Origin of the sequence: Methylocystis suflitae, assembly GCF_024448135.1 — a bacterium.
Lineage (GTDB): Bacteria > Pseudomonadota > Alphaproteobacteria > Rhizobiales > Beijerinckiaceae > Methylocystis > Methylocystis suflitae.
The window spans coordinates 1-13,052 of the sequence record NZ_JAMRYX010000150.1 but is presented as its reverse complement, the minus strand read 5'-3'; the positions used below and the strand labels follow the sequence as shown (position 1 = coordinate 13,052).

15 protein-coding genes and 1 pseudogene are annotated in these 13,052 nt (G+C 61.6%); 3 read left to right on the top strand and 13 right to left on the bottom strand.

Annotated features, from left to right (window positions below; genetic code table 11):
• From NEI07_RS11710 to coxB, 4 genes are all read right to left on the bottom strand, one after another.
• The gene (locus NEI07_RS11710; RefSeq protein ID WP_256034752.1) at window positions 1-210 is read right to left on the bottom strand and encodes a CoxF; all 210 of its coding nucleotides are present in this window, start codon (window positions 208-210) and stop codon (window positions 1-3) included.
• Window positions 211-222: 12 nt separating this feature from the next.
• Window positions 223-1,155 (bottom strand): heme o synthase, encoded by a 933-nt coding sequence (locus tag NEI07_RS11705; protein ID WP_256034751.1) that lies wholly within the window; start codon window positions 1,153-1,155, stop codon window positions 223-225.
• Between the two features lie 113 nt (window positions 1,156-1,268).
• Window positions 1,269-2,930, bottom strand: coding sequence for a cytochrome c oxidase subunit I (ctaD, locus tag NEI07_RS11700; RefSeq protein WP_256034750.1), 1,662 nt, complete (start codon window positions 2,928-2,930; stop codon window positions 1,269-1,271).
• A 56-nt stretch (window positions 2,931-2,986) separates the two neighbouring features.
• Window positions 2,987-3,850 (bottom strand): cytochrome c oxidase subunit II, encoded by an 864-nt coding sequence (gene coxB, locus NEI07_RS11695; protein WP_256034749.1) that lies wholly within the window; start codon window positions 3,848-3,850, stop codon window positions 2,987-2,989.
• A gap of 327 nt (window positions 3,851-4,177) precedes the next feature.
• Between coxB and NEI07_RS11690 the strand changes: the two genes are divergently transcribed.
• Window positions 4,178-4,714, top strand: a complete 537-nt coding sequence (locus NEI07_RS11690; RefSeq protein WP_256034747.1) for an invasion associated locus B family protein — start codon at window positions 4,178-4,180, stop codon at window positions 4,712-4,714.
• Window positions 4,715-4,838: 124 nt separating this feature from the next.
• Entirely contained in the window at window positions 4,839-5,342 is a 504-nt protein-coding gene (locus NEI07_RS11685; protein ID WP_256034746.1) for a hypothetical protein, read from the top strand.
• 126 nt (window positions 5,343-5,468) lie between these two features.
• On the opposite strand, the gene NEI07_RS11680 is transcribed toward NEI07_RS11685, so the two are convergent.
• The 5 genes from NEI07_RS11680 to NEI07_RS11660 all read right to left on the bottom strand — a co-directional run bounded on the left by NEI07_RS11680 (window position 5,469) and on the right by NEI07_RS11660 (window position 8,160).
• Entirely contained in the window at window positions 5,469-5,948 is a 480-nt protein-coding gene (locus NEI07_RS11680; RefSeq protein WP_123175216.1) for a F0F1 ATP synthase subunit B family protein, read from the bottom strand.
• Between the two features lie 11 nt (window positions 5,949-5,959).
• Window positions 5,960-6,529, bottom strand: a complete 570-nt coding sequence (locus tag NEI07_RS11675; protein WP_256034744.1) for a F0F1 ATP synthase subunit B family protein — start codon at window positions 6,527-6,529, stop codon at window positions 5,960-5,962.
• An 89-nt stretch (window positions 6,530-6,618) separates the two neighbouring features.
• Window positions 6,619-6,840: a F0F1 ATP synthase subunit C gene (locus tag NEI07_RS11670; protein WP_014892520.1), complete on the bottom strand. Its 222-nt coding sequence runs from the start codon at window positions 6,838-6,840 to the stop codon at window positions 6,619-6,621.
• 45 nt (window positions 6,841-6,885) lie between these two features.
• Window positions 6,886-7,653, bottom strand: a complete 768-nt coding sequence (locus NEI07_RS11665; protein ID WP_256034742.1) for a F0F1 ATP synthase subunit A — start codon at window positions 7,651-7,653, stop codon at window positions 6,886-6,888.
• 171 nt (window positions 7,654-7,824) lie between these two features.
• Window positions 7,825-8,160, bottom strand: coding sequence for an AtpZ/AtpI family protein (locus tag NEI07_RS11660; RefSeq protein ID WP_256034739.1), 336 nt, complete (start codon window positions 8,158-8,160; stop codon window positions 7,825-7,827).
• A gap of 311 nt (window positions 8,161-8,471) precedes the next feature.
• On the opposite strand from NEI07_RS11660, the gene NEI07_RS11655 reads away from it, so the two are divergent.
• The gene (locus NEI07_RS11655; RefSeq protein WP_256034737.1) at window positions 8,472-9,071 is read left to right on the top strand and encodes a CPBP family intramembrane glutamic endopeptidase; all 600 of its coding nucleotides are present in this window, start codon (window positions 8,472-8,474) and stop codon (window positions 9,069-9,071) included.
• On the opposite strand, the gene NEI07_RS11650 is transcribed toward NEI07_RS11655, so the two are convergent.
• The 4 genes and pseudogenes from NEI07_RS11650 to NEI07_RS11635 form a co-directional block, all read right to left on the bottom strand.
• Complete coding sequence (locus NEI07_RS11650; RefSeq protein WP_256034736.1) at window positions 9,026-9,721, bottom strand: ceramidase domain-containing protein; 696 nt, start codon at window positions 9,719-9,721, stop codon at window positions 9,026-9,028. The genes NEI07_RS11655 and NEI07_RS11650 overlap by 46 nt on opposite strands.
• A gap of 218 nt (window positions 9,722-9,939) precedes the next feature.
• Window positions 9,940-10,968: an AI-2E family transporter gene (locus NEI07_RS11645; protein ID WP_256034735.1), complete on the bottom strand. Its 1,029-nt coding sequence runs from the start codon at window positions 10,966-10,968 to the stop codon at window positions 9,940-9,942.
• Between the two features lie 120 nt (window positions 10,969-11,088).
• Window positions 11,089-12,129 (bottom strand): DUF4238 domain-containing protein, encoded by a 1,041-nt coding sequence (locus NEI07_RS11640; RefSeq protein ID WP_256034734.1) that lies wholly within the window; start codon window positions 12,127-12,129, stop codon window positions 11,089-11,091.
• A 66-nt stretch (window positions 12,130-12,195) separates the two neighbouring features.
• A pseudogene (locus tag NEI07_RS11635) lies at window positions 12,196-13,052 on the bottom strand (chromosome segregation protein SMC); the annotation flags it as partial.

The window sequence follows — 13,052 nt, the reverse complement described above, 5'->3', positions numbered from 1 at the left end:
TCAGATCGTCCGATTGACGATGGCGGCGCCAAACTTCACGAGCGTGACGGCGTAGAACAGCACAGCGAGAAGCGCGATCGTCACGCCGATCGCGATGTTGCGCGCGCGGCGGCTGCGCGCCTGCTCTTCGGTCAGAACGACTCCTGACCGGTCGAATAAGCTCGCGCGCTCTTTCATCTTGTCTCCTGCATCGATCATTTCGTTCACCATTCGCTTGGCCGCCTAGATCAGCGCAAAGATATGCGCCGTCTGCTCGACGACGAGGACCAGGAACAGCAGGAACAGATAGAGGATGGAGAACAAAAACATCCGGCGGGCGGCGAGACGCGCCGCATCGCCTTCACGCTGCTTGAAGACCGCCGCAGCTCCGCCGACGAGCGCAATCCCGCAGCCGATCGAGACGAGACCATAGGTGAGCGAGGCGAAACCCAACAGCCATGGCGCAACGCCAAGCGGCGCGAGCGCCAGCGCATAAATCAGGATTTCGAGACGCGTGCGGTCTTCGCCCGCGACATTGGGCAGCATCGGCACGCCGGCGCGGGCGTAGTCCTCGCTTCTCAGCAAGGCGAGCGACCAGAAATGCGGCGGCGTCCAGATGAAGATGATCGCAAAGAGCACGACGCTCGCAAGACTGATCTCGCCCGTCGCGGCGGCATAGCCGACCATCGGCGGAAGCGCGCCGGCGGCGCCGCCGATGACGATGTTCATCGGCGTCCAGCGCTTCAACCACATCGTATAGATCACGACATAGAAAAGAATGGTGAAGGCGAGCAGCGCGGCGGCAAACCAGTTCGCGACATAGCCGAGCGTAAAGACCGACAGCGTCGCCAGCACGAGGCCAAAGGCGAGCGCCGTTTCGGGATCGAGGCGACCGGCGGGAATTGGCCGCTTGCGCGTGCGCGTCATCAGCGCGTCGATATCGGCGTCGTACCACATGTTGAGCGCGCCGGAAGCGCCGGCCCCAACGGCGATCGCCAGGAGCGAAGCAAAGCCGATCAGCGGATGCGGCGGAGTCGGCGCGAGCAACAGACCGGCGAGCGCGGTGAACACGACGAGCGACATCACGCGCGGCTTGAGCAGCGCGAAATAGTCGGATGGCGACGCGACCGAGATGCGCGGAGCCTGTTCGTCGTGCAGATAGGATGCGTCGCTCATGGCGTTTCACTCAGAACCTTGGCCGCTGAGGCGGGCGCAGAAGAGCCGAGTCATTGCTCGCCGGCGCCGGCTTGCATCGTCGGCGCGAGCTCTTCGCGCCGACGCTTCGTTTATTACCGGCTCGCCCCGGTGATCCGCGGCAGAACCTGGAACTGATGGAAGGGCGGCGGCGACGACAGAGTCCATTCCAGCGTCGTTGCGCCCACGCCCCAGGGATTAGCGCCAGCCAGCCGCTTCTTCATGAAGGCCTCAATGATCGCGTAGAACCAGACGACCAGCGAGAGCGTGACGAAGATCATGCCGGAGGACGACACCAGATTCCACAGCGCGTAAGCGTCCGGATAGTCGATGTAGCGACGCGGCATCCCGCCCAGTCCGAGGAAGTGCTGCGGAAAGAAGACGACGTTGACGCCGATGAACAGCAGCCAGAAGTTCGCCTTGGCCAGAGTCTCCGAATACATGTAGCCGGTCATTTTGGGGAACCAGTAATAGAACCCCGCATAGAGCGCGAAGACCGCGCCGAGCGACAGCGTGTAGTGGAAGTGCGCGACGACATAGTAGCCCTCGTGGAACTGCTTGTCGGCGCTGGCGTTGGCGAGCACGACGCCGGTGATGCCGCCCATCGTGAACACGAAGATGAAGCCGATCGCCCAGACCATCGGCGCGCGGAACGAGATCGAGCCGCCCCACATCGTGGCGATCCAGGAGAAGATCTTGATGCCGGTCGGCACCGCGATCACCATGGTCGCCAGCGTGAAGTAGCGCTGCGCGTTGAGCGACATGCCAACCGTATACATGTGGTGCGCCCACACGATGCTGCCGAGCACGCCAATGGAGACCATGGCGTAGGCCATGCCGAGATAGCCAAACACCGGCTTTTTCGAGAAGGTCGACACGATCTGGCTGATGATGCCGAACCCGGGAAGAATGACGATGTAAACTTCCGGATGGCCGAAGAACCACAACAGATGCTGGAATAGCAGCGGATCGCCGCCGCCCGCCGGGTCATAGAACATCGTGCCGAAGTTACGGTCGGTGAGCAGCATCGTCACGCAGCCCGCAAGCACCGGCAGCACGAGCAGCAGCAGGAAGGCGGTCACGAGGATCGACCACACGAACAGCGGCATTTTGTGCAGCGTCATGCCCGGCGCGCGCATGTTGAAGATCGTCGTGATGAAGTTGATCGCGCCAAGGATCGACGACGCGCCGGCGAGATGCAGCGCCAGGATCACGAAATCCATCGCCGGGCCGGGCGAGCCGGTGTTCGACGACAGCGGAGGATAGAAGGTCCAGCCGCCGCCGAAGCCCTTCATGCCCGGCGCGCCCTCGACGAACATCGAAATGACGGCGAGCACGAGCGAGGAGACGAGCAGCCAGAATGAAATGTTGTTGAGGCGCGGGAAGGCCATATCCGGCGCGCCGATCATGATCGGCACGAACCAGTTGCCGAAGCCGCCGATGAGGATCGGCATGGCCATGAAGAAGATCATGAGCACGCCGTGGACCGTGATGAACACGTTGTAGAGGTTCTTGCCCGCATCCAGCGCCATCGACGGATCGGCGCCCTGCAGCAGTTCCGCAAGCCCCGGAAAAATCTGCACGCCCGGATACGCCAGCTCGAGCCGCATGCCGAGCGACAGCAGGAAGCCGATGACGCCGCCGATCGAACCAAGGATGATGTAGAGCGTGCCGATGTCTTTGTGGTTGGTGGAGAAGAGGAAGCGGCGCAAACCCCTCGGATGATCATGCGCCCCGGCCATCGTCGAACTCGCCATCGTCATGTTCCTTAGAAAGACTATTGTGTTCCGTTGCGTCTCGTTTCAGCGGCTATTCAGTGGCTTTCGGCGGCGACCCGCACACGCGAGTCGGCGCCGGCGAACTTCTGCTTCGCCTGCGCAAGCCACTCATTGTATTTCTCGCGGCTGACCGCGCGGATCACGATCGGCATATAGGCGTGATCCTTGCCGCAGATGAAGAAGCACTGCCCGTAGTAGACGCCTTCCTTCTCGATCTTGAACCATGTCTGGTTCAAACGACCGGGGATCGCGTCCATGCGAACGCCGAACGAAGGGACGCCGAACGCGTGGATGACGTCATTCGACGTGACGTGCACGGCGATGACCTCATTGACCGGCACAAGCGCCTCATTATCGACGGACAGCAGACGAAGATCGCCGGGCTGGAGTTCGGATTCCGGCTTCAGCATCTGGTCGAAGCCAAAGCCGCCGCCCTGATCCTCGGGATATTTATAGGACCAATACCACTGGTTGCCGGTCACTTTGATCGTGACGGACGCCTCCGGCACCTCAACCTGCTCCGCCAGCAGTCGCAGCGACGGAACGGAGATGAACAGAAGGATCAGAACCGGAATCAAGGTCCAGACGATTTCGAGCGGCGTATTGTGCGTCAGCTTCGAAGGAATCGGGTTCTTCTGCTCGTTGAAGCGATAGCTGACATAGACCAGCAGGCCCAGAACGAAGAGCGCGATGAACGAAATGATCGGCATCAGCACCATGTTGTAGAATTGCTGAGTTCCCAGGCCGACCGGCGTGACCATGTTCGGCAGGCCAAGGCCGCCCGGCGTGGGCTGCCCTTCAACTTGTGCGAGGGCGAAGCCGGCGAACATAGTCGCGGGAATCGCCACGGCGGCCGCCAATGCGCCACGTGTCAGCATCTGTCGATTGACGTTAAACATTAAAGCCGCCTTTCGAACCCTTCGCCAGACAGTCATTGTTCTTTTTGTGATTTCCGTGCGCAGCCCGCCCAAAGCCCGCCCCGCTCGGTAGTCGGCCGGTTCAATCACAAACCGTCGGTCCGCGCAATTGTTGCAACGCCAGATTCGACAGACAAATCGTCGCGTCAAAGGGTTTGCCAAACAATGCGGCGCGAATGCCGGCGGCCTTGACAGGTGAAGTCCATTTGATAGGCAACGGCCTGTCGCGCGGGATGGCCCGAGGCGACCGGCCACTTTCCCCGCGTCACGAAATTGGAACGGCCACGGAGCCGTCCGCCAGGAGCCATCATGAAGCCCTTGCGCGCTGCGAAAACGCGTCGCCTGTTGCGACATCAGGTCGCGGCGGCGGCCTCATTGCTGTTGCTCGGACTCAGCGCCAACGCGAGCCATGCGCAGGGCGGCCCCGCCAAGTCCAAATTCGGCGATTGGGAAATGCGCTGCGAAAAGCCCCCAGGCGCGGCCGCGGAACAATGCGCGCTGATTCAGAGCGTCGTCGCCGAGGATAAAAGCAACGTCAATCTCGTCGTCATCGTCTTGAAGACGAGCGACGGCAAGAGCCGTCTGCTGCGCGTGATCGCGCCGCTCGGCGTGCTCCTGCCTAACGGGCTCGGCTTAAAAATCGACCAAGCCGACGTCGGCCGCGCCGGCTTCGTCAAATGTCTGCCGACGGGCTGCGTCGCCGAGGTGATGATGGACGACAAGCTCATCGATCAGCTGAAGAGCGGCAAGACCGCGACCTTCATCATTCACCAGGTTCCGGAAGAAGGCATAGGATTGCCGCTGACTCTGCAGGGATTCAAGGATGGATTCGCAAAGCTGCCGTAACGTTTGCACGAAGCGCCTGAGGGGCAAACCCCTTAGAACTGCGCGGAGTCGCCTGGCGATTGTCGTTTCAGCGTCCATCGCGCTCACGCCCGTGGCGGCGGCGTTCGAACTCCCGAGGCTTCGCGTGCCTAGCATCTTCGGCGGCGGCGAACCAAAGGAAGGGCAGCCAGCGCCGCCCGGCGCGACGCCAGATTGTCCCGAGGTCTTCGTTGAAAGCGGCGCGGCCATGCTGCGCTCGCCGCCGGACGCCGACGGCGCCAATGTGCGCTATCAGCTTTCGCTTGGCGAAACGGCGCGCGAATGCGTGGTCGAGGGCGATCGTCTGACGATCAGAGTGGGTCTCGAAGGCTCCGCCGTGCTCGGCGCGCTCGGTCAGCCCGGCGCCTTTGGCGCCAATCTGCGGGTGGCGATTCGCCGTCTGAAAGACGATACGCTCGTCGCCTCGAAGATCTATCGCGTTAACGCGTCAATCCCAAAAGGCGCCGCGCGCGGCGAATTTCAAGTCATCGCCGATCCGTTCACGGTGCCTCTCATGAGCCCGCGCGCCCAGGACGATTACGAGATTCTGGTCGGCTTTACCCAGGGCGCAGAAAAGCCCGTGGCCGAGAAAAAGCGCAAGGGCGGCTAAAGCAGGCTCCGAAAAAGTCGACAGACTTTTTCGATGCGAACCTGCTCCAACATTTTGATTTTGAGCGATTCCTTATCGATCACATGGTTCCATGTGATCGGGAAGCGCTCTAAGCCGCGCTTCTCGTCAGTGCGCGAGCGACTTCAATTCCTTGATGCCGTCGCCGACGAAATCCTTGCCAGCGCCTGCGCCGGCGGAGAGCGCGCGCTCGGCGATCTTGACTGCGGCGTCGGCGGCGGCGGCGCGCACTTCGGCCGAGGCCTGCGCCTCCGCCTGAGCGATCTTCTGTTCGACCTGCTTGACGCTGCGGTCCATGAATTCGCCGAGACGACGACGCCCCTCGGCGGCGATCAATTCCGCCTCTTCCTTCGCCTGCGCGACAATGGACTTGGCTTCGGCTTCGGCTTCCGCCCGCTTCTGTTCGAAGGACGCAAGAAGCGCCTCCGCTTCGTTGCGCAGGCGTTCGGCTTCGGCGAGTTCGCCCTTGATGCGGTTGATGCGCGCATCGATGAACGCGGCGAACTTAGAGTGCGCGCCGACCCAAACCATCACGAGAACGAAGATCGTGAAGCCGACGGCGACGTAGAATTCCGCGTCGAAATGCATTGAGCCTCTCCTCAGTTCGACGATGTCGCGTGCTTGGCGAGCGCGGCCTGGTCGATTTTGGCGCCGGTGAGCTTCTCGACGATGGAGGCGGCGGCGTCGACGGCGATCTGCTCGACATTGGCCAGCGCCTTTGTCTTTGCGCTCGCGATGCGTTCGTCGGCGGCGCGGATTTTCTCCGCCGCCTGCGATTCGGCGAGCGCGCGCTGCCTTGCGCTCTCAGCGGCGATTTTGTGCTGCGCCTCACGGCCGATGCCCTGCGCCTCGTCACGACGGCGACGGAGGTTTTCGTCATTCGCGGCCGCGGCGGCCTGCGCCTTCGACTGCATCTCGCGCGCGGCGCTGAGATCTGAAGCGATCTTGGCGCCCCGGTTCTCGATGATCCCGCCCACGCGCGGAAGCGCGATGCGCGACATCAGCACGTAGAGCAGTCCGAAAATGATGACGAGCCAGAAAATCTGCGGCGCGAAATTTTCGGTCTGGAAGGGCGGAAAGACGCCCTCGTGATGCGCCTCGCCGGCGCCGACGGCCTCGTGCGTCGTCTGCTCGCCCTCGGCGGCGAAAGCGGAAGAGATGATCGCCATGGACATGATCCAAGTCTCGGACAAAGGCCGCGCGGCTGCCGCGCGGCGCATGAGAAAGCGCGCCCGGCCGCAAGGCCGGACGCGAAACGTCACTGCTTCAGGAACAGCAGGATAGCGATGAGGAAGGCGAAGATGCCCAGGCCTTCGGCGAGCGCCGCGCCAATGATGGCGTTGGTGAACTGGGAAGCGGCCGCCGACGGGTTGCGCAGGGCGCCGTTGACGAAGTTGCCGAAAATGATGCCGACGCCGATCGCCGCGGCGCCGGTGCCGATCGCCGCCAGTCCGGCGCCGACGAGTTGCATTTCTGACATATCTTTCTCCTGCTGAATGGGGCGACGTTTATTGTTCGATTTTTATCAGTGGCCCGGGTGAATTGCGTCGTTCAGATAGACGCATGTGAGAACGCTGAAGACGAACGCCTGCAGACAGGCGACGAGCAGTTCGAGCGCATAGAGCGCGACGATCGCCAGGATCGGCACGGGCGCGAGCGCCGCCCAGACGCCGGCCCCGAGCAGCATCACCACGAAGCCGCCGAACACGGCGAGGGTGATGTGGCCTGCAAGGATATTGGCGAAGAGACGGACGGAAAGCGACACCGGCCGCGACAGAAAGGAGATGATCTCGATCGGCACCAGCACGACGAGCACGGGCAGCGGCACGCCATGCGGCACGAAAAGGTTGAGGAATCCGAAGCCGTGGCGATAGAGGCCGTAAACAACCACGAGCGAGATCACCACGATCGCGAAGGCGAAGGTGACGACGATCTGACTCGTCACCGAATAGGTGTAGGGCACAAGCCCGATCAGATTGGCGATGAGAATGAAGGCGAAGAGCGTGAAGACGAAGGGAAAGAACTTCATCCCTTCCGTCCCGGCGGTCTGACGCACCATGCCGGCGACGAATTCATAGAGCATCTCGGCCATGGCCTGCACGCGGCCCGGCACGATCGCCTTCTTGGAGGTCGCAAGGATCATCAGCGCGACGACGCCGAGCGCGGCGAGCAACATGAACAGCGAGGCGTTGGTGAAGGAGGTCTCGATCCCGTTGATCTCGAAGGGCCACAGTCGATGCAGTTCGAACTGCTCGATGGGATTGGACTTTGCGGCTGCTTCTTCCGGATTCATCGCTTTTTCCGGGCGTCGCCGCCCGGCCCCGCTTGGCGCTGGATGCGCCTTCGTGTTCCCTAGAGCGCTTCCCGATCGCATGGAACCATGTGATCGATAGGAATCGCTCCAAATCAAAACGTTGGAGCAGGCTCTCATCGAAAAAGTCTGTCACTTTTTCGAAAACCTGCTCTAGTCTTCGCCCGGCCCTTTCGGTTTCGCCACGCGATAGACGTTCCAAAATCCCGCCGCGACGCCTAGTCCCAGCATTACGATCAGAAGCCATGGCGTCGTGCCAAGCCACTGATCCGCCTGCCAGCCAATGACGGCGCTGACCAACACCGCCCCGACGAATTCGGAGAACGCGTTGAGGCCGACGCGCATGGCGCGCGTGAAGCCCTTGCGCTCCGTCCGCGGCGCCTCTTCGGCGGCCTTCTCTTCGTCGACCTTGCGCAAGGCCGCGTTGAGCTTTTGGAGCCGCGCGTTGAGCGCCGCGCGCTCCGCGTCTTCCTCGTTTTCGTCGCTCATCGGCGTTGTTCGCCTCGCAGATTGCGCCATGCGCAAAAATTGAACGATGGCGCGACGCCGCGCGACGGAAAAGTCGAACCGTTCGGGAGACGGCGCGAAACTCTCGGCTTGCGGCCAATCCTTTCGAGCCGCGCGCAACATATTTCCGGTCATTCATTTAGTCAAGGCGAGGCTCGTTTTGATAACCGGCTGAAATGAAAGCATGTTTGTCCAAGCGGACCCATCTGCTCTCCGACAAGGCGCCGCGGCGCGGCAAATTGCCGGAGGGCGCGGGCGCGGAACTGTGACAGCGGTAAATCTGTTACGCTTTTATGACGCTCCCCTTGCGATCCCTCGCGCCGCTGATCGGCTTCCTGCTCCTGCTGCTCGCGCCGAGCCTCGCGATCGCCAGCGGCGCGCTGTCGTTTCAAATCCGCTTTGAGGCGCTGCTTGTCGTTTCCGTTCTTTGCATCGCGGCCTGCGTGCTCGGCGGATATTCCTTCGCTGAACTCGGTCTGGGCGCGCCCAGGGGCGCTCGCGCCTGGCTCATCTGCGGCGCGCTGACCTGTCTTCTCGTAGCGGGAGTCGTCGTCGAAGCGCAGTTCCTGAACCATTCGGCTCCGGAGCCGAACTGGGTCGCCTTCGCGCCCTTCTATGTGTTCGTGTCGAGCCCCTGCCAGGAGGTCGTCTGCCGCTCGGTCCCCAAGCTGATCGCCGATCGGCTGCAGATGAGCGGACGCCATTACGTGCTGTTTTCCTCGGCGGTCTTTTCGCTGATGCACGGCGCCTATGGCGATCCCGTCCTGCTCGCCAATACGTTTCTGGCCGGAGTCGCATGGAGCACCGCATATCTTTTCACGCGCAACGTCTGGCCGCTGACCGCCTCTCACGCGGCGGTCGGCTCTTTCGCGTTCTGGATCGGGCTCGCCTGATTGTCCGGGCGCGGTCCAGCGAGAATCGCCGCGCGCAGCAGCAGCCACAATACGCAGGCGTTCAGCATATGCCACAGAAAATGCGCGCCGAGCGGAAAGGCGGGACAGATCGCGCGGTCGATCGTTCGAAAGACCAGCGAGATTGCGAAAAGCAGCGCGGCGGCGGCAAGCGCGTGAGCCGTACCGCGCTGTCCGGGCGACGTCCAAAGCAGCGCGGCGAAAATGGCCAGCGCCGCGAGCGCCGGCAGATAGCCGACCGAACCATTCAGCGCGTCCACGGTCGTCGCGAAAGACGAGCCGGCGGCGAAGCCAAGCGTGATCGCCATCGCCGGAACCATCGACAGACGAAAGTACCGGCGAAGCGCCAGCAGAAAATAGCCATAGATGAAGATCGCGATCGGAACGACGTCGAGCAGCATGGCGCCGCGCGTCGCGATCGTATGGAAAACGAAGCTCCCGACGCCCACCGACGCCGTGACGATGATGAGCGCGAGCGCAGGATAATCCGCCCCGCCCCGCCGTCGCCAAAGAAGAAAGGCGCTGGCGGCGGCGATCACAAAAGCGACATTGCTCAAGGCGTTCGCCGGCTCCGCCCAGAAGGCCGAACTCTGCCTTTCGCAATAATCCATTACCGGCGCGCGCCAATCCATGAGCTTTTTTGCAGGTCAATTGCTACGGCAGAACGACGGCGTTCGTCGTGTCGCGCCCACCCTCCCCTTGAGGGGGAGGGTCGAAACGCGAAGCGTTTCGGGGTGGGGTGACTTACGGATAAATGCATAAAACAAACGCGAACTGAATGGCGCGCGCCATAAGGAGTCATTGAAGAAGGGCTTCACCCCACCCCGCGCCTTCGGCGCGACCCTCCCCCTCAAGGGGAGGGTGTTTGCGCCTTCTCTCCCGGAAGCGTCGTCGACTCGCCCAGCGTATCCCGCACATAGAGCTTGATCACCGCGACATAGATGACGACCGTCAGCGGCGCGGCGAAGATCGTCGCGCCGAGACCGAACAGCGTGCCGAACAGCGCGATCGAAATGAGCATCAGCGCCGGCGGCACCCGCACCAATTGCCGCTGGATGAGCGGCATGATCATATTGCCGTCGAGCTGATGAATGGCGAGGTAGGCGAGGATCGTCCAAAGCATCGTATAGGGTCCGATCGTCGCCGCGACCGCCACTGAAGGAAAGATCGCCAGAATCGGCCCGATATAGGGGATGAATTCCGAGAGCCCCGATATGGCGCCAAGCGCGAAGGGCGATGGCAGGCCGATGAGCCAGACCGCCACGCCGGCCATGACGCCCATCGTGACCATTTCAATCATCTGACCGAGCAGCCAGCGGCGCAGCGCGGTGGAGACGTGACCGAGCGTTTCGCGAGCTCTATTGCGCCAGCGCGGCGCAAACAGCAGCGTGAAGCCTTCGCTGTAGAGCGCCGGCTCGCTCGCGATGAACACGCCGGCGAAAAAAGCCACGAGCCCGCCAAGAACGGCCTCGATGCTGACGGTGAACGAACGTCCGATCAGACCGGACAGCGAAATATTTTCGCCGAAGGAGGACGGCAGATAGTCGGAGAGTCCTGATCGGGTGATTTCGAGCGAGATCGCGTCCGCCGTCTGCTCGGCGCGGCGCAACACGTCGTGAAACTCGCCAGCCATCGTACGGCCGAAGAGATAGAAAGTCCCGCCGATGATCGAGGCGATCAGCAGGCCCGAAAGCGTGAGCGCCACACCGCGCGGCAGGCGGATCTTCAGGAACGGCGTTGCAACGAGGTGAATGAGCGTTGCGACAAGCACCGCGCCGGTCGCAAGGATGATGACATTGAAGAGCAGCCAGATGAGAAACGGCGCGAGGGCGAGCGCGATGAAGATCGCCGAGCGTAGAACGAATTCGCTTCTGGTCATGTCAGCTTCGCCCGATTGCGCGACCAATGCGCTCCGGCCCAAAACCAGGCGCATCTCGTCCGGGGACATTTAGGGTGGCTCGGCGGCAACCGAGCACCAGCATTAAAAAAGCATGAGCCGTTACTTCGTGGACGAATAGCGGCTATACGCTGATGTAAACGCCTCGCGGCCCGCAGCTCTTATAATCGCAGTACATTCGCCGATGAGCGGCTGGATTCGGCCGCAAGCCGGGTCGTTGGTCGACGCCAAAAAGAAATTGTAACTGGCACGAGCCGCTGCTGCATTGAAGTCATACTCTGCACAAAAGACAAATCTCGGCGTGTACCCAACGAGTAATTTCGACGGAGAAACAGGCATTATGACTGCGTCGGTCTGGCCTTGATCGGAAATCATGTAAGGTTCGGACGAGCCATCGCGCAGAATGGCAAACGCCACGCAATCAGGCAGGATCGCTTGATGATTTGGGGCAGATTGAACAACCCAATTCAAGTTTTCAAGAAACTGCTGCCGCGGCGTCGGCTTGAAATCTCCGATTGCATCGTTATGGGCCTCCCTAATCATTCCTGGTGAATCTTCCAGAAACTCGCCCAATCCATGCGCCAATGTCCGCGTTACGGCGACTGCCTTGTCCAAATGTTCCTGAAGGTGCGGGAACACGATCTGCTTCAACAGTTCAGATGACACTCTCTCTCGGCCGTCTTCTGAAGACAGCGTGAGATGTTCATCAAGCCTTTGAGCAACTCGTGTCCAGATCGCGTTCCCAACCCACTGATCGTCACTCACTAGCTCGCTCAGAGTTTTCGAAATTTGCGTCCCCGCTTCCCCAAGAAGCGAACGAAAGTGAGCCATTCGCTGAGTTAGGTGAAACACCACTTCGGCGGCAACGACAGATGCAACGCTCGCGGCGAAAGGCAGAGATCTAATCTCGTTAAGTTTCCTTGAAAGCGCTGTTTCTATATCGGTGATGCGATCGTCAAGTGTAGGTGAGCCAGTTTCTTCAACCATGGAATAAAAGTAGTTCTCTGACCCCACCTTCTTGATAGGACGCAGACAAGGAGCAGCGCTTTTTCTAAAGACCCAGATATCTTTCCTCTTCGGCAAGGAGCCGAACGGCTTTTGAAGAAATCTTGGAAGGAAATGCTGGTTTGCGCCGGCGGCCAACTTGCACGACCTCTCGTTTCGGATGCCGCAACTTCTTTGGAGCTAAATTTTTTTCTATACTCACCATCAACTCGCCAGCGCGAATTTCTCCGCCTGTTCAAGATCGACCGAGACGAGCTGCGAGATGCCGCGCTCGGCTTGCGTCACGCCGAAGAGCCGGTCCATGCGCGCCATGGTGATCGGATTATGGGTGATGGTGACGAAGCGCGTGTCGGTCTTCTTGCGCATCTCTTCCAAAAGATCGCAGAAGCGCTCGACATTGCTGTCGTCGAGCGGCGCGTCGACCTCGTCGAGCACGCAGATCGGCGACGGATTGGTCAGGAACACCGCGAAAATGAGCGACATCGCGGTCAGCGCCTGCTCGCCGCCCGAGAGCAGCGTCATCGTCGTCGGCTTCTTGCCGGGCGGACGGGCGAGAATGTCGAGGCCGGCCTCGAGCGGATCGTCGCTTTCGACAAGCTGCAGTTCGGCCGCGCCGCCGTCAAAAAGGATGGTGAACAGCTCCTTGAAATGCGCGTTGACCTTGTCGAAGGCCGCGAGCATGCGCTCGCGCCCCTCCTTGTTGAGACTGGCGATCGCGGCGCGCAGTTTCTTGATCGCTTCCGAAAGATCGTCGCGCTCGGCGATCATCTTTTCGCGCTGCGTCTCGACCTCGGTGAGTTCGTCCTCGGCGCGCAGATTGACGGCGCCGAGCCGTTCGCGGTCGGCGCGTAAATTCTCCAGCCGCCGTTCGATGTCGGCGATCTCCGGCAGATCGTCGCCGTCTTTGACCTCGGCGAGTTGGGCGAGCGCTTGCGGCGTCGATTCGAGATCATGCGCGATGGCGCGCTCGACGTCGGCGACGCGCTGGCGCGCGGCCTCCAGCTGCGCCTCGCTGCGCGCCATGTCTTCGCGCGCGGCGCTCATCGCCTCAAGGGCGGCGC